This window comes from Dyadobacter sediminis, assembly GCF_005860765.1.
Lineage (GTDB): Bacteria > Bacteroidota > Bacteroidia > Cytophagales > Spirosomataceae > Dyadobacter > Dyadobacter sediminis.
On record NZ_VCEI01000028.1, the window covers coordinates 428,293 to 452,477 of the forward strand.

Below are 24,185 nucleotides of genomic sequence, written 5' to 3' on the forward strand. Positions count from 1 at the left end.
ACAGGAAGACTGTCGAAGTAACTGTGATTTAAGTAAAAAAGCGTATTTTCGCGCAAGAATATTAAAGATATGCCACAAGCCAGCAAACCGAATTTTGAAGCCGCAAAGAAAATCCTGACGGCTTACCTGGAAAACAAGGGACTTCGTAAAACGCCTGAGCGTTTTGCGATATTGGAGGAGATTTATACCCGGGAAGATCATTTTGATGTGGATGAACTTTACATCAGCATGAAAAACAAACGCTACCGGGTCAGTCGTGCAACTGTTTACAATACGCTTGACGTCCTGGTTGATTGTGACTTGGTTACCAAACACCAGTTCGGTAAAAACCTGGCACAGTTTGAAAAATCATACGGCAACAAGCAGCACGATCACCTGATTTGTACGGATTGTCATAAAGTAATGGAATTCTGCGATCCAAGGATTCAATCTATTCAGAACATGGTTGGTGAAATGCTGAATTTCAGCGTGATGCATCACTCTCTGATTTTTTACGGAAACTGCACCAAAGAAAACTGCCAGAACAGGAACGAGATTTCCAAGGAGCCGACGGCAGTTTACGAGGACAGATAAACGGATTCATACCGGAACAGACTGCTTATTTCAGGTCGTTCCAACCTTACCATATTTATTTCAGTAATCAAAAATTGAATGAAAGTTGACGTATTACTTGGTCTTCAGTGGGGAGACGAGGGAAAAGGTAAAATTGTGGATGTACTTGCACCACGTTATCAGGTCGTAGCCCGGTTTCAGGGTGGCCCGAATGCAGGGCATACACTTGAATTTGACGGTATCAAGCACGTTTTACATCAGATTCCTTCCGGAATTTTTCGTAGTGATATCCAGAATATCATCGGTAACGGCGTTGTGCTGGATCCGATCGTGTTCAAAAGGGAAATCGACAATCTCGCCAAATATAATCTGGACCTGATCAGCAATCTCTTTGTGTCAAAAAAGGCGTCATTGATCCTTCCGACGCATGCCTTGCTGGATGCTGCCTACGAACGTTCCAAAGGCGATTCCAAAATCGGTTCAACGCTGCGTGGCATCGGACCGACTTATCAGGATAAAATAGCGAGATTGGGCCTCAGAGTAGGCGATATTTTATCACCGCGATTTGCAGACAAGTACAAAAAACTCGTTGATGCGCATAAAGTAATTCTTGATTTTTATTCTTTTGATTACGCTGATCTGTTACCGGCAGCAGAAGAAAACTTCTTCGCAGCAATTGAATTCATGAAGCAGTTTACACTTGTAGACAGCGAATATGTAGTTAATGATGCACTGACAGAAGGTAAAACGGTTCTGGCAGAAGGAGCACAAGGCTCTTTGCTTGACATTGATTTCGGTTCGTATCCGTTTGTGACCAGTTCCACAACCATGACGGCAGGCGCATGTACAGGTCTTGGAATCGCGCCAAGTCAGGTAGGAGAGGTTTTCGGGATTTTCAAAGCTTATTGTACCCGTGTCGGAAGCGGGCCTTTTCCAACGGAACTGCTGGAGGAAACCGGTGAAAAAATGCGTCAGGAAGGACGTGAGTTCGGTGCTACAACGGGTCGTCCCCGCCGCTGCGGCTGGCTGGATCTTCCTGCACTGAAATATGCCATTATGATCAACGGTGTTACACAGCTGATCATGATGAAAGTGGACGTTCTCACCATTTTTGATTCCATCAAGGTTTGTACGGATTACCGCTTGCCGGACGGATCACTTACGAATCATCTTCCGTATGACTTGTGCGATGAAACTGTCACGCCTGTTTACAAAGAATTTGCAGGATGGCAGCAATCGCTGGACGGCATTCACGATTTTGAAGCAATCCCGGATGCATTAATGGCTTACGTGAAATTCCTGGAAGAAGAGCTTAAACTGCCGATTACGTTTATTTCGACCGGCCCGGACAGAGAAGCGCTCATCAGCCGCGAAACTTCTGCACTTTTAAGTTAAGTACCGGAGTAAATACCGAAACGGATTCATATTCCATTTGTCAGCCCCAACGGAGCCGGAAACATTCGCACTCTGTTCGGGCTGACCATTTTTCAGGCAAGCAAATTCAGAACATCTTCGCGGGAAAGTGATTTTATAAACCCGTCTTCGTTGGATATCAGGTCGTCTGCAAGCTGCTTTTTGGTTTTCTGCAGCGCCAGAATCTTTTCTTCTACCGAATTCTTTGTTATAAACTTGTAAGTAAAAACCGTCTTATCCTGTCCAATGCGATGCGCTCTGTCCACAGCCTGCGCTTCAATGGCAGGATTCCACCACGGGTCCAGAATAAAGACATAATCGGCGGCAGTCAGATTTAAACCCAAGCCGCCTGCTTTCAGTGAAATCAGGAAGATCTTGATTTGGTCATTTTCCTGAAAAGTTTCCACCTGTTCCTGCCGGTTTTTTGTCGAGCCGTCCAGATAGGCAAAAGTAATGTTTTTCTCTTCCAGGTAATTCCTGAACAAATCCAGATGCTTGATGTATTGGCTGAAAATCAGAATTTTGTGCTTTTCGGCCATAACCGTTTGCAACTTGTAAATCACGTCTTCAAATTTCCCAGAACTAAACTCATATTCCGGATTCACCATCAAAGGATGATTGGCCAGTTGCCGCAATTTGGTTAATCCTTGCAAAACGACCAGTTGCGATTTGGATATCCCTTCTTTATCAATACTTTGCAAGATAAGGTTACGGTAATATGCCTTGGCTTCTTCATAGGCTTTCTCCTGTTCTTCCGACATATCGCAGTATTGCACACTTTCTACTTTTTCCGGCAGGTCCGTTGCAACCTGTGACTTCAGGCGTCTGAGAATGAAAGGTTTGATCAGATTGTATAGCCGTTTTGTTTTCTCTTCATCACCGCGCTTTTCAATCGGAACCTGAAATTCATCGCGGAAAAAAGACTGGCTTCCCAGAAGTCCGGGATTTACAAACGACATTTGAGACCACAGATCCAGCGTATTGTTCTCGACCGGCGTTCCCGTCAGTATCAGCCGGTAAGCGGCGTTCAGGTTTTTTACCGCTTTGGTAATGATCGAAGCCGGATTTTTTATGGCCTGCGATTCGTCCAGAATGACATAATGAAAACGGTATAAACGGAGAAAGTCAATGTCAAGCCTTATAATTCCGTATGAAGTCAGAATAAGGTCGTACTCGTCAAACTGAGCCGTGTCTTTTTCCCGGTTTGTTCCGGTATAAACAAGCACTTTCAGTTCCGGTGTAAAGCGTTTTGCTTCAAGCTGCCAGTTGTAAAGCAGCGAAGTGGGCATAATCAGCATGGAAGGCTCGGTCGTACCGGATTCTTTTTGAGATTGCAAGAGCGCCAGGGTCTGTACCGTTTTACCCAATCCCATATCATCCGCAAGACAGCCTCCAAAACGGTATTGTTTCAGAAACTGCAGCCAGTCATAACCCGCTTTTTGATAAGGTCGCAACGTTCCATTAAAGTGGACAGGCGGTTCAGCAGGATCAATGTGATTGAAATCCCTTAAATTTTCAAGTTTCCGGCTGATGATGGCCGAAGCAAGATTTTCTTCTTTCAGTTCCTGAATCAAGGCAAGATGGTGCATGCGCAGCCGGAGATGGCCATCGTCATTTCCACTTTCGGTAAATGAAAAGAATTCGGAATATTTTGTAAACCACCATTCCGGAATCACCGCTGTTTCTCCGTTCGGAAGTAAAAATTCTTTTTTGCGGTTCAGAATGTAATTCCTGAGCTGAATAAACGGGATCTCAAAATCGCCAAACCAGACTTTGGCATTGATGTCAAACCAGTCATGGCCTTCCTGAATGGAAATATCCAGTGAAGAGTAGCCCAGAAAATAGCGTTTGGAGTCGTTTGTATTTTGTTTTACAGCAATGCCTTTTTCAGCAAGCCATGCTGCATGGATCTGAAGCCAGCCAAAAGCCTGCGATTTCGGCATCTGTATTTTGCCGTTTTTAAGTTCGAGGCCATGTTCCCGGAGGAGATCCGCACTGGTATTTTCGACGTCAATCCGGCGCTTAACTTTGTTGAAAAGATAGTCATTTCCCTTTTTCTCCATGTACACGCTGGACGCATGTGCCAGATTATCATAGTGAAAACTGAAATTTCCATACTGAAACGAAAGGTCAAATATGACGTCACTATCGTCGTCTTCAATAGTAGCAACTTCGTCATTGTCCGAATTTGCAAAAAGCAATGGTGCTTTTCTGGAAAGAGAACTGAATTCAGAAATGGTGAGGACCGTTTTCGGCTGGGAGGACACATTCCGGATTTCAAATCCGCGCGCTACAACATCGTAGGAAGCAATCAGCGGTGCAACAAAACGTTCATAATACTGCTCTTCAACCTGTCCGGGAATGGCAATGAATTTTTTAGCAAGAAACGGCTTTATCTTTTTTCCGTCCACATGGCCTTCAAACTGGTACAAATGGCCTTCCAGAACAAGCCACGCAGGTTCTTCACAGATCAGAAATGCGTTTTTGTATTGAAATTCCAGCTTTTGCTGTTGATGCCGGATGGCAGGAAAGTAGTGCGTGTTTTCTGCATTGCGTATAAAATGAAAGCGGATTGTTGCCTTGTCTTTTTCCAGGATCACCGGCTTCCACAACGGATTTCCATCGTTGCCCATTATAAACAAGTCCTTGTCATAGAGCCGTTCCAGGATTTTTTCCTTGCAGCTTTCCACATACGTTGCAATGGATTCCTGGATTGTTTTGTCGCCTTTGTTGGGATCGTAAACTTTAAGGAAAAAATCTACGGTACTCAGCTTTTTGGAATTGAATTTGCGCAGGATATTATCCTGCTGAATATCATCGATCAGTTTTACAAGTTCAAAATCCCTTGCATCCAGTCCTGCCCTGAATTCCTTGATGTTTTTGGAAGAAATACTCTGAACCTGAAATGTAAATTCTCCCTGTGCATTAAGCTGCACTGCAAACGATTCAAAAATATATCCCAAATACTCGTGATTCAGAATCGAGTAGACGATTTTAAAGGGTTCGGCAGGAGAGACTTTCATTGTATGATCGTTGGCTGGAAATAAAGCTTTTGATTGAAATAGATCACTATTCAAATAAAAAACTGTCTTTTTTAATTTTAAGAACTTTAAATATAATTCAAACCGTGCCAATAAAAAAGTTTCCGCCTTGGAAGTAGCTTCACATTTTCCGGTTTGGCAGATAAAGCAGACCAATGTAAAGCAAGGTTGTAGGAAATTTTCCACGCATGCATATGGCCTTATATTTGCTTGTATTCAAATGACAATAAGTCAGTTGTTTAGCAAGGAACAGCAGCTGGAACGGATTTTAGATCAAATGGAACCTCACAATTTAGGAAGCATGGAAACCAACTTCAGGAATCATGGAAACCAACCAGAATTTGTTAGTGAATGTTGCAAGACTTTGGAGGATGCTCAACAAAAGCGAGTTGTTCTACAAAACAATTATGAGCATAGAAGAACTGGGATCGATAAGGAAACTATGCAGTCAGGGACATATGACTTCTGTCCTTTTTAAAAAGGAATTGTGTTCCGTGTATGACTATAACAAATGTTACCTGCACGATCCCGACCTGAGCCACATTACTGTGGATGTTAACGTTGATCATATAGTAAGCAACCGGAACAATCCCGGCTTTATAATTTCTCTGATTATTGAGCAGTATGACAAGATTCTGGAAAGTTATAAAAATGTCCTGATTCATCTGGATGAACATAGCAGTCTGGCCAAATTACTCAATGAGCACATGGACGTATTAAGCAGCAGGAAGGTGTTGCTTTACAACGAAATCAGTAACCTGGGAAATCAGGAATTGTCCGAGCTGAATGTTGCATGAAACAGTACGGATGAATTTTCGTGATAAAAAAGAGCGGCTGTATGCCGCTCTTTTTTATGCCGTCCGGCATTTCAGTACCATGACAGAACGTGCCTGAACTTCAATGGTTTCTCCGGGTTTAAATTCCTGTTCATCTTCACCCAGAAATCCGTCACTTGTGTCAATGACTTTGTGCCATGCATTGTCGCATTCATCTGCCGGAAGTATGTAGTCAAGGGAATCTTCATGTGCATTGAAAATAATGAAAAAACTATCGTCATAAATTCTTGCACCATCGTAGTTTACACAGCGTATCCCTTTGCCGTTCAGGTAAACACTCAGGGATTTGGCCAGGTCATGCTGCCAGTTTTCTTCGGTCATCTGACTTCCATCGGGCATAAACCACATGATATCGTCGCGGCCTGCGCCGGTAACAGGCAATCCCTGAAACCACCGTCTGCGCCGGAAAGACGGATGTTTTTTAATGAAGCGGATAATGCCCTTTGTAAACTCCAGTAATTCATGGTCAGCAGACTGCCAGTTCAGCCATGAAATTTCATTATCCTGGCAGTATGCATTGTTGTTTCCGTTCTGCGTCCTGCCGAGTTCATCGCCGGCAACGAGCATGGGAACGCCCTGCGATAAAAACAAAGTAGCCAGTAGATTGCGTTTTTGCCTGTTACGCAGTGCAATAATTTCTGCCTGATCCGTTGGACCTTCCACGCCGCAGTTCCAGCTGTTGTTATCATTTGCGCCGTCGTTGTTGTCTTCTCCGTTTGCTTCATTGTGCTTGTCATTATAGCTCACAAGGTCGTTCAGTGTAAAACCGTCGTGTGCCGTAATCAGGTTTATGCTGGCTGTCGGCCTGCGGTATCCGCCTTTGTAAAGGTCAGGACTTCCCGTAAAGCGCATTGCAAAGTCAGCCAGCATACTTTCTGATCCGCGCCAGTAATTGCGGATACAATCGCGGTACATGCCGTTCCATTCCGCCCAGCCACCCGGAAATTTGCCTACCATATACCCATCCGCATTGATATCCCAGGGCTCGGCGATCAATTTTACCTGTGAAATTACAGGGTCCTGATGAATGATATTAAAGAACGAGCTTAATGTATCCGTATCGTGCAGTACCCGTGCAAGCGCGGAAGCCAGGTCAAAGCGGAAGCCGTCCACATGCATTTCTGTGATCCAGTAACGCAGGCTGTCCATAATCATGGCCAGCGCATTGGGAAGCCGGGCATTGATGGTGTTGCCGGTTCCTGTATAATCCATGTAATACCGCGGTTCATCGTCTTTCAGGCGGTAATAGGATGCATTGTCCAAACCTTTGTAGGACAGCGTAGGACCCATATGATTTCCTTCTGCAGTATGGTTGTACACCACATCCAGTATAATTTCAATCCCTGCTTTATGCAGCTCTTTTACCATATTTTTGAACTCTGCTACTTCTTCTCCTTTCCCTTTTGCGCTGCTGTAACGGCTGTCCGGGGCAAAGAAGCAAAGGGAGTTGTAACCCCAGTAGTTGGTCAGTCCGTTTTCAAGCAGATGCCTGTCAGCAATAAAATAATGAATGGGCAAAAGTTCTATAGCCGTAATACCAAGTTCTTTCAGATATTTGATAGTTACCGGATGTGCCAGCGCCGCATAGGTGCCGCGTATTTCTTCGGGTATTTCATTGTTCAGTATGGTGAAACCTTTTACATGCGCTTCGTAAATAATAGTGTCATGATAAGGAATGTTTGGCCGGCTGTCATTTTCCCAGTCAAAGGAGTAGTCTACGACTACGGATTTTGGAATAAAAGGCGCGCTGTTGGATTCACTGAAACCCAGATCTTCTTTTTCATGACCGACTTCATAGCCAAACAATGCATCGTCCCATCTGATTTTCCCGGCAAGTGATTTTGCATAAGGATCAATCAGTAATTTGTTGGGATTGAAACGATGGCCATTTTCAGGTTCGTAGGGCCCGAATACACGGTATCCGTAAAGCTGGCCGGGTTTCAGATCAGGAACATAAACATGCCATATATGATGGCTGACTTCTTCAATTTTGATCTTGACGTATTCTTCTGCATCGTTTTCATCATTGAAAAGACAAAGCTGAATACTTTCTGCATTCTCGGAAAAGACTGCAAAATTCACACCTTTTCCGTCCCAGGTTGCGCCCAGTGGATAAGGCTGGCCGGGCATTACTTTCAGACTTGATGATTCCGGAGAATCCAGAATTTCATTTTCAATATGCTGATCCATTAGTGCGTAGTATTTTAAATTTCAAATTCGGATACATTGCGCAGTTAAAGTTGTGCCAGACAAATGGAAATGGTGCGTACAACTGATCAGGATGCCATTCCGGAATTACAAACCGGATTTGCTGTTGCTCTGTTTGTGAAAAGAACCGTATTATTTGCCCGTCTGCATATCCGGCGCATCCACAGGCTTGGATTCAGGAGAACCTTTCTGGCGCAGGAATATGGTGAAAATGACGATAGAAGCGATGGAAAGAAACTCACTTTGCCAGTTCTGAAAGGACTCAAACCAGAAATTGGCCTGCATCAGATAATCAGTCATGCTGTCCGGCGGCTGGTTATTGATTGCATTCTGGTCGTTATGATCCAGCCAGCTTCCGTACAAATGAAAATACCAGCTTACAAGAAAAAGCAGGATAAAAGTAAGCGACAGGGAGCCTTCATATAATTTCAGGATCCAGCCTCCTTTCTTTACAGCCCACGGTGCATCTTTGTGAGGCTCAGGTTCTTTGTCAACATCTTCGGGCTCATCGAGCGATTTAGACTCAGCGGAACCGATTTGCCTGAGCTTGATTGTAAGAATAACATACAATGCCATTTGCAGGAATTCACTTTCAAAATTTTCAAATGTGGCTGAAATAAAGTGACCGCTCTGGAGGTAAGTTGTAAAACTGATCGGTTCAACTTTGTCTTGCTTGCGTTCTGCATTGTTTTCATGCCAGCCGGTAACAGCTTGTGCAATCAGGGTTAAAACAAACAGCGATGTAAATACAATGCTCAGGCCGTTTCTGTAAAAAAAGGTCTGTTTTGATCTGGATGGGCTCATATATGTGGAAAAAACTTTGCTGTTAATGTTCAATACGGTTACTACGGTAATCTTGTGCCAGTCTTTATGTATATACGAAACAGCTTCCGGAATTTTGTTTGTGGACTAAAATACACGAATGCTTCAGACCAAAAAAGGACAGGAATCACACATGGTTCCTGTCCTTTTTACAAATTCTCTGTTTATTAATATCTGAAAACGCCGGCGATGACAGAATCCGCGGGCATTTCTTCTTTTTCCAGCAGAAAAACTTCCCCTCCGGTCATCAGGGTTTTGATCAGCGCCTGACCTGCCAGATCTTCCGCTTCTTCCGATTCACTTTCATGCAGTGCGAGTTCGGTTGTATTTTCATCAAAAGTACCCCAGATATGTGAAGCCTTTTGTACAAAAATGTGGGACAACCTGCCGTAATATGCCGCAGGGATTACATCTGCAGGAATGGAAGAAGTAAGTTCCGTTGCAGACTGGTTTGCATAAATGGTAAGTGCCTTGTCCTGCGCCTGAAGAAAATACGGCTGCATAACCTCTTTTGCAAGTTTGTAAAGCTCACTTTTGACGTCATGCTCATGGCTTCCTGTAAGTGCTTCGCTGTAAACATTGTGGTAATCGCAAACAGACCTGTAGATCGGAATAAGGTATTCTACTCCGGCCAGCAGCAACGGTGCGTTTTCCTTGTTGAATATTTCCTTGAACAACACATCGTCTACTGCTTCGAAGTAAGCAGCAATCAAATCTTTTTCCTCAGGGTTGCCGCCGCCGATTCCATGGAAACTGGCGCCGCCGTTTCCGCCTCTTCCGCCGGCACGGAAAGTACTGGCGTCTTTGTCAGGAAAATCTTTTACATCTTCCATGCTTTCCGGGAGCGCGGGAACATCAATGTACTCCATTCCGAACGCATCGGCTCGAAACAGTTTGCAATGATGTTTTGTAATCACCAGCAGATAGAAATACTCTTTGCGGGCAAGAATCGGAACCAGCGGAGTTACATAAAAGGATGTATTGCAGATAATTTCGTTTTCAGCCGGAGCAACAGGCATTTTGATATACTTGAAGTATCCTTCTGAAATAAAGACGGCCAGTCCCGGAGTAAGGTTTGCCCAGAAATCATCCTGATTCAGCAATTCATAGCCAGGCGTAAGCATGTTCTCAATCAGACTTTCCGGAATTTCCTTTTCAACCAGCGTTGCCCTTAATTCCTGAAGCATGTTCTTGAATCGGATGGCGTCCTTCTTTTCATTCACTTCCACACCCGACTCGTGCGTACCGAAATACAAGGACGCCGCGCATGAAGATTTGAAATTGGCCAGCTCCACGAACACTTCTTTTTCAAGAACACCGGGCAGTTCCTCCGGCTCCGTCTTGACTTCTGCATCCATAGCCAGTTCCACAGTCTTGTCACTTTCCGGTTTATTATCCTTGTTTTTAAAAGTCTGCTCTTTTTTTGAGACATTCCGGTTGGGATGCCTTACCGGTATGGAAGCTGAAATGGTCTGATCGTCGTCTGTGTAAGTATCGGACAGTTCCAGAAATTCTTCTACTTTATCGGATGGAGATGTAGGAATCCCTAAACCTTCCTCCTTATTGATCGCCGTTGGCTTTCCTTTCGCGGGGTGAAACCCTCCAGATTTATCTTTTCCCATAATCGTAATAAATTTTTTTAGCCGGGCAGGCAATTAACATGCCGGATAAGCTTTGATGTATCAATTCAGGCAGAAAGATTTTTATTAGAATAGAAGGAATATGATTTCAGAATATTACCGGCATTTCCGCATTTGTCCGCTTGTGGATATTTTTCTACTACTGCAATGAACGACCGTTCACAACAAGATTTTACAGGAAGCTACATACCGGTTTTTCCGGAACCGCCGCCAAGCTGATCGAAAAGAAAAGCCCGGAGCAGGTTTGTTGCTTTCCTCGTTTTTGTGGCCTTTGAAAGAAAATTTACCGCTGTACCTTCATTGCCTGTCTCCCTGGATTTATCCGCGGACTTTTCCAGCAGAATAATGCGTTCTTCCAGGCTTCTTATGGTCTGCCACACCTTGACTTCCGTCATTTGGCTGACTTCCTCCATAAGCGATTCCGAACTGTAAGCGTGGCCCGTATGGCATCTGTAGCGCGTGATTTTATCTTCGGTCAGCAAATTAAGTGCTCCTCCGCATTCCGGGCATGTTAATGAAGATGGCTCGCCCACATTGATAATTCCTTTTTCAAAAGCATTCTGCTGGGCAGCAATGTCAATTTCCATTTTCATCAACTCTTTGTTTTTATCCACTTCAATGGGCATTTCCTCTACTTCAATTTCAGCTAACCCGGTCAGCAGCTCTGGGATATAAACAAGCGGAACAATATAATCTACGTTAACATGTTCCAGAACATTTTGAGGCATGCTCTGATACATGGCGTCCAATGGATCCTGTACAATCGTTATTCCTTTCATCTGGTTTACTGCCCACATTCCGGAAGTGCCGTCATCCAGCATACCTGTCAGGATTATACCTATGACCCCGTTTTTGTAAGTATAGGCAGCCGAGCGGAAAAGGGCATCAACGGAAGGGCGGAAACGGTTTTCCTTGGGTCCTTTTTTAACAAGTATATGGTCGTCTTCAATAAGCATGTGATGGTCCGGCGGTGCAATGTAGATATGCCCGTTCCGGATCTGTTCTCCGTCTTCCGGATGTTTGGCTTTCAAATGGCCTGCATGGTTCAGGATTTCAGGTAAATAGCTGTGTACTTGCGGAGCAATATGCTGAACAATGAAAATCGGCACTCCAAAATCAGCCGGTAAAGAAGCGACCAGTTCTTTCAGTGCAATCACACCGCCTGCCGAAGATCCGATTACGATAACTCTGCTTTTTTTCATTCAGGTAATGATCAGACAATTCTTGGATGAGTATATAAACAACAAGGCCGGAGCTACTTCTCATGATAATCATTCAGTAACTCCGGCCCGCCTGGATTAATGACAGTATACAGCGTTTTAAAATACAATCATATATCGGAAAATGCCATTGGATGAAGAAGGTATATATCTGCACGCAGAAAGTTATGCGCATACTCCGGCTGTGCATTCAGCTTAGTCCATGCAGGATCGCTGCCGAAAGCTTTCCAGTGCGCATCGCGTTCCGCTTTGTTTTCAAAGGAAGACATATACATCAGGCTCGGCATTTTTCCGCCTGCTTTTACCTGGCCGCAAAATACAACATTGAAACCCAGCCGGCTGAAAATGGCAAGTTCTCCGTTATTGAACTGGCTGATTTTATTTTCATGTAATTTCTCACTGGCGGCTTCATACCTGCGCAGTTCATAGATTCTTTCGGAAGGACCCGATTGCAATGCAGGCGCTTTGAAAGCGGGCATTCCTGCAAATGCTTCCATAAAAACGGATTCAAAACCCGCGTGCACCGGATTGTTGTATTCTGTTTCAATGTAATCTCTTCCGGCTGTCACATATTGCTTGTCCTTTGAAATGGTTTGCGGCAAGGAAAGAAACTGTTCTGCAGACTTGAAAGGAATCAGTACATACAACAGCGAATCCTTTTCGTCAGCAGGCTCAAAAACACCGACTTTTTTGATGCCCGCGCGGTGCAATGCCGGCAGATAGGCGTCTTTCAAATACGTTTCCAGTCGCTGGCGCTGGCTGTCTTCTTTAAAATGGTAAATTTTTATCTGGTAAAATTCACGCTTCGGAGCAAAGCCGAACGCGGTATTTTTACAGATAATCAGGATAAAAAGTAAGCTGAACAAACGGAATCTGGAACGGGGAAACGTACAGGACTTCATGCATTTTTAGATTAGTGTAAAACTTCTGGACCTTTATTTGAAAATCGGGTAACGGAAAGTGCGTATAATAAGCGCGATCGTTTACAACTAATATTATGCCACTGCAAATGGCCAGCAGCAAACCTTGAACATAACCCGGTGCAAAATGCAGTATGAAAGCAGGGAAATTGTATTTTGTACTTATATCCGATCTTGTTTTCAAATCAGCAAGACAATCCTTTTGTCTGTTAACCCTGCATAATGAAGCCGAAACTAGCTCCCGCCCGTTGGTACCGCATTATTCCAATCGTATTTGTTACTTACAGCCTGGCTTATCTTGACCGTGCCAATTTCGGTTTTGCCGTAGCCGGAGGAATGGCGGAAGATCTGAATATCACCAAAGGCATTTCTTCACTGCTGAGCTCGCTGTTTTTTCTGGGCTATTTTTTCTTTCAGATTCCCGGTGCGCATTATGCCGCGCATAAAAGTGCAAAGAAGCTGATTTTTATTTCGCTGATCTGCTGGGGCGCACTGGCTGCTGCATCCGGAATGGTCAGCAACGTCAGCGTGCTCATTGCCGTACGCTTTATGCTCGGTGTTGTGGAAAGTGCCGTCATGCCGGCAATGCTTATATTGTTAAGTCAATGGTTTACAAAAAAGGAGCGTTCCCGGGCCAATACTTTCCTGATACTGGGAAATCCGGTGACGGTATTATGGATGTCCGTTCTGTCCGGTTATCTGATCGATTCCATGGGCTGGCGCTGGATGTTTATTGTTCAGGGATTGCCGGGGATTGCCTGGGCTTTTATATGGTGGAAAATGATTGATGAAAAACCGGAAGATGCCGGCTGGCTTTCGGATGCGGAAAAAGAAGAAGTAAGGAATGAGCTTCTGGAAGAGCAGGCGGGCATCCGGCCGGTAAAGAATTATGCTGAGGCTTTCCGGTCTGTTCCTGTTATCCTTCTTTGTCTGCAGTATTTGTTGTGGAGCCTGGGTGTTTACGGATTTGTCATGTGGCTGCCGTCCATTATAAAAGCAGCGCCGGATGTGGACATTGTAACCACCGGCTGGCTTTCGGCTGTTCCGTATGTGCTGGCGGTTATCGGAATGCTTGCCGCTTCATACTTTTCGGATAAAACCCTTGACCGGAAAATCTTTATCTGGCCGTTTCTTCTGATTGCTTCTGCTGCATTTTTCGGAGCGTACTGGCTGGGAACGAGTAACTTCTGGGCGTCGTTTGTGCTTCTGGTTATTGCCGGCGGTGCTTTGTATGCGCCTTATGGCCCTTTCTTTGCGGTAATCACTGAAATTTTGCCAAAAAATGTGGTCGGTGGAGCAATTGGACTTATCAACAGCCTGGGCGCTTTGGGTTCCTTTGTCGGTTCTTATCTGGTTGGTTACCTGAATGCCAGCTCCGGCGGTTTTGAAGCTTCCTACATTCTGATGGCAGTAGCATTGCTGCTTGCCGCCTTGCTGACGATTGTAGTTGTAAAGTCGCCGGACCGTTTGCCTGAAAAGCCGGTTCCGCTAGCCGGTTAATGGCCGTGTCCGTACTGGAGGTATGAACAGATCAGGCCGGATGCAAACAAAAAGAGGATGCACATGGAAATGTACATCCTCTTTTTGGTACCGGGGACGGGAATCGAACCCGTACGAGCGTTTCGGCTCACAGGATTTTAAGTCCTGCGTGTCTACCAGTTCCACCACCCCGGCATTGGCTATTGTTAAAAACGATAGCACCTATGAGAAAAAAAGCACCGTTTCCGGTGCTTGAGTTCTCTGAGCGAAAGACGGGGTTCGAACCCGCGACCTCGACCTTGGCAAGGTCGCGCTCTACCAGCTGAGCTACTTTCGCATAACCATTTTCGATTATCGTGGTGCAAATGTATGCACCCGTCATATTCGACGCAAGTGTTTGAATGAAATATTTGATAAAAAATCTTCAACTTTTAATTAACAAATTGTTAATCAGGGAAATGATTTTAACATTTTTTTTCAGACATGTTCATGCAGATTGCAGGAACAATATTTTACTAACACTTCTGAAAAATGCCTGAACCGACGCATGGACGCTTTTGCCATCCATACTAAAAAATCTCAGCACTTTATATTTTGCTTAACTTTACCTTCATGACAAGGAATATGATTAGTTTAACGGCGTATAAACTGATTTTTCCTGGTTCTTAACTTTACTACTCATTAACTATTTAATTACATGTTTTCCAACGAGGTTTTGTTTTTTGGAGGATTTATTCTGGTCATCAGCATCATGCTGCTGCTGGACCTTGGCGTTTTTAATAAAAAAGATCACGTTGTAAAGTTTGGCGAAGCTGCCGCCTGGACCGTTGCCTGGATTGCCCTTGCCATGGTTTTCTATTTTGTGATCCGGACGCATGGCGATCTGGTGCACGGCATGGACAGTTATGCTGAACTGGAAACGATAAAGAACAAGTATGCGCCCAGCCTGCAGCTCATTCCCGGAAACTACGAGGCAAGCGTGGAAATATACAGAAAGAACATGTCGCTGGAATTCATTACCGGCTATCTGCTCGAATATGCGCTTTCCGTTGACAATATCTTTGTCATTATCCTGATCTTTTCTTCATTCGGGGTAAGGCCGATCTATTATAAAAAAGTGCTTTTCTGGGGTGTGCTCGGCGCAATCATCATGCGTTTTGTATTTATTTTTCTGGGTTCTGCATTAATGCAGCGCTTTGAATGGATCATTTATATATTCGGTCTCTTGCTGGTTTATCAGGGCGGAAAAATATTCTTTGAAGGCGGTGAAGATGAAAAAATTGATCCTTCCAAACATCCCGTTGTCCGCTTTACTTCCAAATATCTGCCTGTTTTTCCACGGTACGTAAGAGAACATTTTTTTGTTCTGAAAAAAGGAAAATGGCTGCTTACTCCCTTGTTCGTCGTCGTGCTGATTATTGAATTTACGGACCTTATTTTTGCCGTTGATTCGGTTCCGGCTGTTTTCTCAGTGACCAAAGATCCATATGTTGTCTTCTTTTCGAACATTTTTGCCATCATGGGTTTGCGGTCCATGTTCTTCTTTCTGAGCAATATCATGGGACTTTTCCGTTTCCTGAAATATGGTCTCGGCGTTCTGCTTGTGTTTATCGGGGGCAAGATGCTGTTCCATACCCAGCTGGAAGCAATCGGATTCGAAACGGTTTATTCACTGTATGTAATTCTTGGCATTCTGGCTGTGAGCATTCTTGCATCGGTCGTTATTCCGGAAAAGAAAAAGGAACTTACGCGTGTTCCTTCCAATAGTTAAGTAATCAGAACCGTTTTAAGTGTCTATGAACCGGATTCTGAAAGCTTATTTAAAAAGACTGACCAATTTAAGTACCCGTAACAAGTCATTACTGCTGACCAGTTTGTCTGCCGAGCAGTTTCTGGATTTAAATGATGCGGATTTCCTGCTGGAAAAACCTTCCATCGAGCTGATCCGGCAGATTGTCCAGAAAAAAACGCGCATTGCACTTTGCGACGTAGCAGATTCGCGTTTTGAAAAAGTCAATGAAATCAGTAAAAGGCTGAGAAAAATTGCCAGAACCGAGCATTTTATTGAAGAGGAGCGGGGTTCACGCGATCTGTACGTTGGTTATCCGTTTGTAAAAGGAAAGTTTTCTGACGGCACGCCCATTCATGCACCGCTGCTTTTCTTTCCGTTTACCCTGAAAATGGATAAAGAGCAATGGTGCCTTTTTGAAAGGGAGGAAACTGCCGTTACTTTAAATCAGAGCTTTGCGCTTGCTTATGCGCATTTCAATGAATCGCCGGTTATGGATGAAGTCCTGGAAAAATCGTTTGAGGATTTTTCCAGAGATTTTCTTGAATTCCGTACGCAGCTTTACGAATGGCTGAAAACCACTTCGCTGAAAATCAATTTCAATCAGGAGTTGTTTGAAGACAAACTTGCTGCTTTCAACGCTCAGAAAAGTTCGGATTTGCAAAGCAGCGAACGGAACGGAGAACTGAAACTTTACCCGGAAGCCGTTCTCGGGATTTTTCCGCAGGCCGGTTCCTATCTCGTTCCCGATTACAATAATCTGCTTGAAAACTTTGAGGAAAACCCGTTTGCATTTCCGCTGATCGGAATGGAACAGGAAGAAAATCTGCCTTTGGGAAGTTCTGAAAACTCCGTTTCCAATGTAGCAGAAGTTAAGGAAGAGGAAATCCTGACGCCATTTGCTATCGATGAATCGCAGGAAGAAATTATTCTTTCGGTAAAATCGGGCAAATCCGTTGTTGTGCAGGGACCGCCAGGAAGCGGCAAGTCGCAGCTGATCTGTAACCTAATGGCAGATTTCGCTTCCAGAGGAAAACGGGTTTTGCTGGTTTGCCAGAAAAGGGCTGCACTGGATGTCGTTTATCAACGTCTGGAAACCATCGGAATGAACAATTTCGTGGGTCTGATCCATGATTTTAAAAATGACCGGCCCGGATTATATCACCAGATTGCTTCACAAGCGGAAAGTGTGGATGCTTACAAGCAGCAGAATTACAGCCTGGATGCCGTTATTCTGGAAAGGCAGTTTACGCAGGAAAGCCGGGCCATAGACCGTATTGTGGACGATCTGGATATGTTCCGCAAAGCGCTTTTTGAAGAAAGTGAATGCGGGATCAGCATCAAGGAACTTTACCTTACGAGCAATCCGGATGCGCCGCATGTGAACGCCAATGAATTTTTCAAGCATTTCCGGATGGATAACTGGGATCATTTCAGAAGGCGGCTGAATGTTTTCAGTCAGTATTCGCTTTACATCCATCCGGATCACGCATGGGCAAAACGCGTCAGTTTCGCGGATTTCGGCATAACCGAACTGCGTAAAATGGAAAGTATGCTGGCGGATTGGCCGGATGCTTTTTTCAGGTATAAAACCGCTTTTTCCGATTTGACAGGAACCCTGTTTTCCAAGGATTTTCTGGAAAACCGTAAAGAAGTTCTGGAACGGCTGAACGACATACACGCGCTTGTTCAGGAAAATACAAGCTTTGAACTGTTCAAAACCTACTTGTTTTCAGAAACGAATCACGGAAGACTTGCCTTTATCCGGCAGACTGCGGATGCACTTGAAGGATTTCTGAAAGAAGACGGGATTGAATTTTCGCTTGAACGGGAACAGCTTACGACATTTGCAAAATCGCTCAGAAAAGCAATCAGCGCGAAGCAATCCAGTGTTTCAGGCTTATGGTGGAATATGTTTGGAGATGAGCGCAAAGCAATTGAAAAAACAGCTTCTGAAAACAATCTGAGCACTTCCTTTGAAGACCTGACCCAACTGGAAATCCGCTTGAAAAACAGAATCGAGCTGGAAAACTGGCTTGAAAACCCGAATCTGGGATTCAGCCGGAAATACATTGAAAATGATTTCCTGTCTATCGGCGAACAATACATTGCATTTTTCAGGAATGCAGAACAGGCGGCAGACGCAGCTGTGAGAGCTTCATTGAAGCCATGGCTGACAGTTCTGACTGCATTGGCATCTGAAAGAAGTGAAGTGAATTTATTCCGCAATCAAATTTCCGGATTAATCCAGTGGCTGGAAAAATGGAACCGGATGGAACATGTCATGTTTCCGTTTCTTTTGCCTGAACAAATCAAAATGCTGCTGAGCGAGCCGGAAGATTACAGCCGGAAACTAATTGAACCGCTGAGCAAGGATTTTGACTCCATTGTGGATATGGACAAACTGGCAAAAGAAATGACGCCTGCGGAGCGGTCGGTAACAGACTCCGTTATCCATGAAGGCAGAAAACTGGGCCTTAAAAGTTCTGCGGAAATGGTCAGTCTGTTCGAAAACAGCATCCGGCTGGCTTGGATCGAGCATATTGAAACCAAATATCCGCATTTGAGATCAGTGACTTCGCTGAAAATGAAGCAATGGGAAGAGCAGCTTCAGGATAGCATTCATATTAAGCGGAAACTGAGTACGGACATTACCGGAATCAAATTAAGAGAAGCTACTTACGCGGATATTGAAAAAAACCGTTTGGGAAACCGCGTAACGTACCGTGAACTGGAACACCAGGTTACGAAAAAAAGAAAAATCTGGCCGATCCGGAAGCTGCTGGAAAACTATACCGATGAAGTTTTTTCACTGATACCTTGCTGGATGGCTTCGCCTGAGGCAGTATCGGCCATATTTCCCATGCAGCAGGCCATTTTTGACCTTGTTATTTTTGACGAAGCTTCACAATGTTATGCGGAATACGGATTGCCGGCGGCTTACCGGGGCAAACAAATCGTTGTTACCGGCGACAGCAAGCAGCTTTCGCCAAGTGACTTATACCGCGTCCGTTACGAAGACAAAGCGGAGGAAGAAGAGTATTCGGCAGCCATTGAAATAGAATCTTTGCTCGATCTTGCAGCGCAATCGCTGGATCAATATCAGCTTACCGGCCATTACAGGAGCTTGTCGCTGGATCTGATTGATTTTTCAAACCGTAATTTTTACAATGATACGCTGCGTTTGCTTCCTGATTTCAGGTATGTAAATGATGCACTTCCAGGAATCCGGTATATAAAGACAGAAGGTACCTGGAAAAACAATACCAATGCCGTTGAGGTGGAAAAAGTAACCGAACTGGTGAAAGAACTTGGTGCGACGGGCAGCAGCATCGGGGTGGTTACGTTCAATTTTTTTCAGCAGCAGGCCATTCAGGACAGTCTGGAAAAGGAAAAAATTGTTGTGAAAGATTTATTCGTGAAGAATATTGAAAATGTTCAAGGCGACGAACGCGACATTATCATTTTTTCAATGGGTTATGCGCCGGATGAAAAAGGCAAGTTGTCCATGCAGTTTGGAAGCCTGAATATGCAAGGCGGAGAAAACAGGCTCAATGTGGCTGTGACAAGGGCAAGGGAACGCATTTATTTTGTAACCAGTTTGTGGCCGGCGCAATTACAAACGGACCAAACCGCCAACACCGGACCGAAAATGCTGAAACAGTATCTTCAGTACGCGCTGGACGTTTCCGAAGGTAAATTCCGGCCTGTTCCGTTTTACTCAGGAAAATTCAGAACGGACTGGCTGTTGAAAGATCGTCTGCTGAAATCTGCGCCGGAATATGAAAAAGAACTTCCGTTCGGCGACATCACCGTAAAAGAAGAAGGGGTTTACAAGGGCTTGATCCTGACCGACGATGACCTGTATCATAACAGCAAATCGTCCAAAGAACCTCACGCTTATTTACCCCTTCTGCTCCGACAAAAAAACTGGCCTTTCAGGCGCGTTTACAGTCGTGAATACTGGTGCAATGTGCTGAATTCAGCAATATTATAATTCTTTAATGCGGATATTTCTGAACGAAACCTTGTCGCCGTGATCCTGCAAAGCGATTTTGCCTTTTGAAGCAGCGCCGAATCCTTCCCAGGTTTTGAATTTGCTGTCGGCAACCAGTTTTTCCCATTCAGCGCCCTGAGTCGGGAAATCAACTACTTTTTTGCCGTTCAGCCAGCTTTCGCCTTTGCCGCCTTTGATCACGATTCTGGCTTTGTTCCATTCACCTGCAGGTTTTACCGCATTGAAGTCATTTGCCGGAATCATGTCGTACAACGAGCCGGACTTGTGGTTTCCGTTTTTACCCGCTTTGGAATCAGGGTGCTTTACATCATCCAGAACCTGGATTTCAGGACCGGTTGAATAAGGGCAGCAATATTTTTTGTCTTCAATTACGTGGTAAATAATGCCGCTGTTTCCGCCTTCGGCTATTTTCCATTCCAGTTCCAGTTCAAAATCACCGTATTCTTTGTCTGTAACCAGGTCTTTTCCTCCTTTTTCGGAAAGAACAATGGCGTTATCCTCGATTTTCCATTGAGGTAAAACCTTGTCGGACTGCCAGCTATGCCAGCCGTTCAGGCTTTTTCCGTCAAATAAAGTAACCCATTTTCCTTTACTCTGGGCATCGGCATTATTGGCGGATAATGTAACAGCAGTAAGGGCAATAAAAGCGGCTTTTAGAAAAGATAGCCTTCTTGTGCAATTCATGTCTTGTTTGTTAAAAGTTTTGGATCGCAATATTAAGTACTTTTAAGTTTCCAATTACTTATTTTGGCTGAAACTTCGGAACGGTTGTTTTCCGTCTTTCATCAAACGAAACCTTATATCTGATCTTGTAAAATGGCTTCTATATTTTCAAAAATTGTAAATGGTGAAATCCCAAGTCATAAAATTGCTGAAAACGACGAATTTCTGGCATTTCTGGACGCTTTCCCGATTGTACTTGGACATACGCTGGTAATTCCCAAAAAGGAAATTGATTATATTTTTGATCTGGACGATGCGCTCTATTCCAGATTGTTTCTTTTTGCAAAAAGCATTGTTCCCGCGCTTCAAAAGACAGTACCGTGTGTAAAAGTCGGATTGAGCGTAATCGGGCTTGAAGTTCCGCATGCGCATGTTCATTTGCTGCCGATCAACAGCATGAAAGATGCGGATTTTGGCAATAAGCTGAAAATATCGCAGGATGAACTGGCAGAACTGGCCGCAAAAATCAGAAGTAACAGGTGACGAATCGGTGCCTGGAATCAGAAGCTGGAAAAATCCTTTCTGATTCCAAGCATGAAGCCATGCGTTTTAGGGTACAAATCGCCTATATCGGCAGCATAGGAACCTTTTAAAGTCATTCCGCCAAGCAAATTGACTCTTGTATGAAGCGCCAGCAAGCCGGAAAACTGTTTTGGCGTGCCAACGAAAGGTTCGTTGTAAGAGCCGGCATTGCTGGAATAAGAAAGCTTGCTCTGCCACATGACTTTGCGGAACAATGTTCCTTTCAGTCCTAGATGCAAAACGGTTACGCGGTTGTTACTTGTGAAATTATCAGCATAGTTCGGCCATTTCCAGTTTGTCTGGGAAGTAGGCGGAATGAACGGCGTCCCGATTGTCCGGTCGAAATAAGACCATCCGTCACGTACTTGCTGATTGTTAAAGTAATTGTCAATCCCGCGCTGCTTGCCATCGCCGATCACAAACACATTTCCGCCCTGATGTTTGGTGTAAAGCACTTCCAGCACGCCTTCCGTAATTTCAAAATTGGCACCGTAAGAATTCTTCCGGCGGATGCGCACGCCGGTCAGACCGTCAGAAAGCGTGGTCAGATAAAACAAAGATCCGTCTTCGTAGATAAATTGCCTGTAAAGAAAAATACTGCTTGCAAAAGTTTCAATTTCAAGAGCAATATCAACGGACCCAAGATGATTACCAATGCGGCTTGTGCTGTCAAAAAAAGTAATGTCGTCCCCGCTGCCTCCGATTGTACCAAATACGGCATGCACATAATTGCTTAGTCCATCGGGTAAATTACCGTTTTGAGTCAGGTATGGCGACTTGCCGCCCCATTGAACCTGATGATTGAAACCGCCATACAGTTTGACTTTCGAATCCGCTTTTCCGAGACGGGCATAGAATGCTTTCTGATGAAATTTCAGTCCGCTTGTGATAGGCCGGTTTTTTTCAAACAACCCGTCCGAGTAAAATGCATTGAAGGAAAGCCAGCCTTTGGTAAACGGCACCGGTACAAAGCGCGTTGTTCCGATAAAAATCTTGGGAATCGGAAGTGCGTTTCCGGACCATGCATAGGAACCCGATCCAATGGTGGAATCTGCCAGTCCGAGCGATTGTTTTTTTCGCCCAACGTATAATTCCCAGTTTTTAAACCGGAGAGTTCCATGCAGTTGCGGAAGAAGCACTTTGGTATTGTCATAAAAGTTGGCAACAGCTTCAACGCCTACGCCGGCCCGCCATTTGTTGTCTGTCTTTCCGCTTTGCGAAATCGACCAGTATTTTTCAAATCCGCCGCGTACACTGCCGGAAGGGCTGGTCAAAGGCACTGTACCGAACTGATTGGCCTGCATCCAGAACGGCGTACGCGAACCGGTGCTTCCGATTCCCAGTACTTCTATATAATTGGAAACGGAATCGGAATACGTTTCCTGCTGCTCCGTTTCTGATTGTGCATAACAAGCAGATGACATGGCAAGCAGTAAAATAATATTAAAAACTAATTTCATAAGTACGCCTTCAAACTTTTTCGTTATGTGTATAATGTAACATGTTCAATAGCCGGATATAAATTGTTCGGTTATGTTCAAACTATTTCAGAGCAGCTATCGACACTATTTAATTAAGAAAACCTGCTTTCCGGAAACCGATCAGCAAACCGTAAGAATCCGGATACAACTCTCCAATATCGCACGATATACTCGAATAAATGCTGGATCCTTTTAATATTTTCAATTTTTTTTCTGCCGATAGTATAAGCGATATCTGCTGTCTGGTCGAATCAAAGTCACTGAGCAATGAGCCGTTATTACGCGAATAGGTGCCTTTAAAGCACAAGCTCGTACGCTGCCACGATGCCGTAAATCCCGAATGAAATGCCCATAAATGATTGTTGTTCGTGAATTCCGAATCGTTTTCAGGAAGCTCCTTATTTGTAGTTCCGGCTTCCGGAATTAACGGCGTTCCGATTCCTTTCCCTTTGTACGACCATCCGCGGCGATAAATGTAACTGTTGTAATAATTGCCATTTTCGTATACGGACTGATCCTCAAACGGTGATCGGTTTATCTGATTATTGGTGCCTAATACTTCAAGCAGAAAGCTGTTAAATACGAAGTGCTTGTATGATTTATCAGGAGGTTTGTTTCTCCTGATCCGCAATCCGTTGAGCCCATCCTGATAATTGATAATCCTGAACAATGAACCGGTTTCATAAATGTTTTGCCTGTAAATGAAATAGGACCAGTTTCTGCCTTTCCATTCTCCCGCAATATCTACGGTGCCAAAATGATTTCCGATCTTTTTAAAGTGGAAAGTTTTTCCGGTAATGGTGTGCCAGTAAGCTTTAAGCGGAGCAAGATTGTATAAAGGCGTAATTTCTGCTTCTCCGCCCCACATGGCCTGATGATTAAATCCTGCATAGACATGAAGCCGGCTGGCTGCATCGCCAAACTTCAGGTAGAAAGTTTTCTGATGAAAATAGGTGCGGGGAACCTGTCTTGCGATTCCGTAATTTATTTCACTGGGGCCGATAAAACCATCCGAATAAGACAACTTGAAGGAAACGAAGCTTTTTGTAAAAGGAAGCTGATAATAATCCGGAACTGCAAGCTGCAATCTCGGGAAAGGACGTGAATTTCCTGATACAGACAATGAGCCGGACGTCAACGTGGTATCCGTTAATCCGGTAACTGCATTCTTTTGTCCTGCCAGAACTTCCAGTATTCCGATTTTGCTGGTAACATAAAGGTTTGAAAGAAACAGGTTGGTCTGCGTGGAATAGCTGGCTACAACTTCCGCCCCTGCACTCCACTGAAGCCGTTCTGAATGATTGGAATCGTATTTTTTGTAAATTCCAAGATTGGCAAATGCAAAATTTCCTTCCTGCGGAATGTTGCCGTTCTGATTGGCACGTACCCAGAACGGTGTCTGGTCCGTGGCGCCGGACAATGCCAATGAAGTTTTATAGAATACAGTTGAATCCTGAGCGTAGGAACCAGACGCGAGACAAAGCATAAGAAAGATCAAACAGACTCGCATCTGACAGGTTA

16 protein-coding genes and 2 tRNA genes are annotated in these 24,185 nt (G+C 44.4%); 7 read left to right on the plus strand and 11 right to left on the minus strand.

Annotated features, from left to right (window positions below; genetic code table 11):
• The first annotated feature begins 69 nt into the window (after positions 1-69).
• Positions 70-573, plus strand: coding sequence for a Fur family transcriptional regulator (locus tag FEM55_RS18840; protein WP_138282937.1), 504 nt, complete (start codon positions 70-72; stop codon positions 571-573).
• A 78-nt stretch (positions 574-651) separates the two neighbouring features.
• The gene (locus FEM55_RS18845; RefSeq protein WP_138282938.1) at positions 652-1,947 is read left to right on the plus strand and encodes an adenylosuccinate synthase; all 1,296 of its coding nucleotides are present in this window, start codon (positions 652-654) and stop codon (positions 1,945-1,947) included.
• Positions 1,948-2,039: 92 nt separating this feature from the next.
• Here the strand turns inward: FEM55_RS18845 and FEM55_RS18850 are convergent, their stop codons facing one another.
• A complete protein-coding gene (locus FEM55_RS18850; protein ID WP_138282939.1) occupies positions 2,040-4,988 on the minus strand; it encodes a DEAD/DEAH box helicase in 2,949 nt (982 codons plus the stop codon).
• Positions 4,989-5,413: 425 nt separating this feature from the next.
• On the opposite strand from FEM55_RS18850, the gene FEM55_RS18855 reads away from it, so the two are divergent.
• Positions 5,414-5,803, plus strand: a complete 390-nt coding sequence (locus FEM55_RS18855; protein WP_138282940.1) for a hypothetical protein — start codon at positions 5,414-5,416, stop codon at positions 5,801-5,803.
• A gap of 54 nt (positions 5,804-5,857) precedes the next feature.
• On the opposite strand, the gene glgX is transcribed toward FEM55_RS18855, so the two are convergent.
• The 5 genes from glgX to FEM55_RS18880 all read right to left on the minus strand — a co-directional run bounded on the left by glgX (position 5,858) and on the right by FEM55_RS18880 (position 12,634).
• A complete protein-coding gene (gene glgX, locus FEM55_RS18860; RefSeq protein ID WP_138282941.1) occupies positions 5,858-8,032 on the minus strand; it encodes a glycogen debranching protein GlgX in 2,175 nt (724 codons plus the stop codon).
• Between the two features lie 150 nt (positions 8,033-8,182).
• Positions 8,183-8,854, minus strand: a complete 672-nt coding sequence (locus tag FEM55_RS18865; RefSeq protein WP_138282942.1) for a DUF6766 family protein — start codon at positions 8,852-8,854, stop codon at positions 8,183-8,185.
• A gap of 185 nt (positions 8,855-9,039) precedes the next feature.
• Positions 9,040-10,494, minus strand: a complete 1,455-nt coding sequence (locus tag FEM55_RS18870; RefSeq protein WP_138282943.1) for a baeRF7 domain-containing protein — start codon at positions 10,492-10,494, stop codon at positions 9,040-9,042.
• A 200-nt stretch (positions 10,495-10,694) separates the two neighbouring features.
• On the minus strand, positions 10,695-11,714 hold the full coding sequence (locus FEM55_RS18875; RefSeq protein ID WP_138282944.1) for a chemotaxis protein CheB: 1,020 nt from the start codon (positions 11,712-11,714) through the stop codon (positions 10,695-10,697).
• 128 nt (positions 11,715-11,842) lie between these two features.
• Positions 11,843-12,634: an NIPSNAP family protein gene (locus FEM55_RS18880; protein ID WP_138282945.1), complete on the minus strand. Its 792-nt coding sequence runs from the start codon at positions 12,632-12,634 to the stop codon at positions 11,843-11,845.
• 240 nt (positions 12,635-12,874) lie between these two features.
• Between FEM55_RS18880 and FEM55_RS18885 the strand changes: the two genes are divergently transcribed.
• Positions 12,875-14,152: an MFS transporter gene (locus tag FEM55_RS18885; RefSeq protein ID WP_138282946.1), complete on the plus strand. Its 1,278-nt coding sequence runs from the start codon at positions 12,875-12,877 to the stop codon at positions 14,150-14,152.
• A gap of 85 nt (positions 14,153-14,237) precedes the next feature.
• Here FEM55_RS18885 and FEM55_RS18890 read toward each other — a convergent pair.
• Positions 14,238-14,326: transfer RNA gene (locus FEM55_RS18890), tRNA-Leu, on the minus strand.
• A 69-nt stretch (positions 14,327-14,395) separates the two neighbouring features.
• Positions 14,396-14,468, minus strand: a tRNA-Gly gene (locus FEM55_RS18895).
• Between the two features lie 360 nt (positions 14,469-14,828).
• Between FEM55_RS18895 and FEM55_RS18900 the strand changes: the two genes are divergently transcribed.
• Together FEM55_RS18900 and FEM55_RS18905 are read left to right on the plus strand one after the other, a co-directional pair.
• Positions 14,829-15,902 (plus strand): TerC/Alx family metal homeostasis membrane protein, encoded by a 1,074-nt coding sequence (locus FEM55_RS18900; RefSeq protein ID WP_138282947.1) that lies wholly within the window; start codon positions 14,829-14,831, stop codon positions 15,900-15,902.
• Between the two features lie 25 nt (positions 15,903-15,927).
• Positions 15,928-19,917: an AAA domain-containing protein gene (locus FEM55_RS18905; RefSeq protein WP_138282948.1), complete on the plus strand. Its 3,990-nt coding sequence runs from the start codon at positions 15,928-15,930 to the stop codon at positions 19,915-19,917.
• On the opposite strand, the gene FEM55_RS18910 is transcribed toward FEM55_RS18905, so the two are convergent.
• On the minus strand, positions 19,912-20,622 hold the full coding sequence (locus FEM55_RS18910) for a 3-keto-disaccharide hydrolase (protein WP_138282949.1): 711 nt from the start codon (positions 20,620-20,622) through the stop codon (positions 19,912-19,914). The two genes, FEM55_RS18905 and FEM55_RS18910, sit on opposite strands and share 6 nt — an antisense overlap.
• Positions 20,623-20,754: 132 nt before the next feature.
• Here FEM55_RS18910 and FEM55_RS18915 point away from each other — a divergent pair, with 132 nt between their 5' ends.
• Positions 20,755-21,144 (plus strand): HIT family protein, encoded by a 390-nt coding sequence (locus FEM55_RS18915; RefSeq protein ID WP_138282950.1) that lies wholly within the window; start codon positions 20,755-20,757, stop codon positions 21,142-21,144.
• 17 nt (positions 21,145-21,161) lie between these two features.
• On the opposite strand, the gene FEM55_RS18920 is transcribed toward FEM55_RS18915, so the two are convergent.
• Positions 21,162-22,643, minus strand: coding sequence for a capsule assembly Wzi family protein (locus tag FEM55_RS18920; RefSeq protein ID WP_229209333.1), 1,482 nt, complete (start codon positions 22,641-22,643; stop codon positions 21,162-21,164).
• Between the two features lie 109 nt (positions 22,644-22,752).
• Complete coding sequence (locus FEM55_RS18925; protein ID WP_229209334.1) at positions 22,753-24,174, minus strand: capsule assembly Wzi family protein; 1,422 nt, start codon at positions 24,172-24,174, stop codon at positions 22,753-22,755.
• Positions 24,175-24,185: the final 11 nt, after the last annotated feature.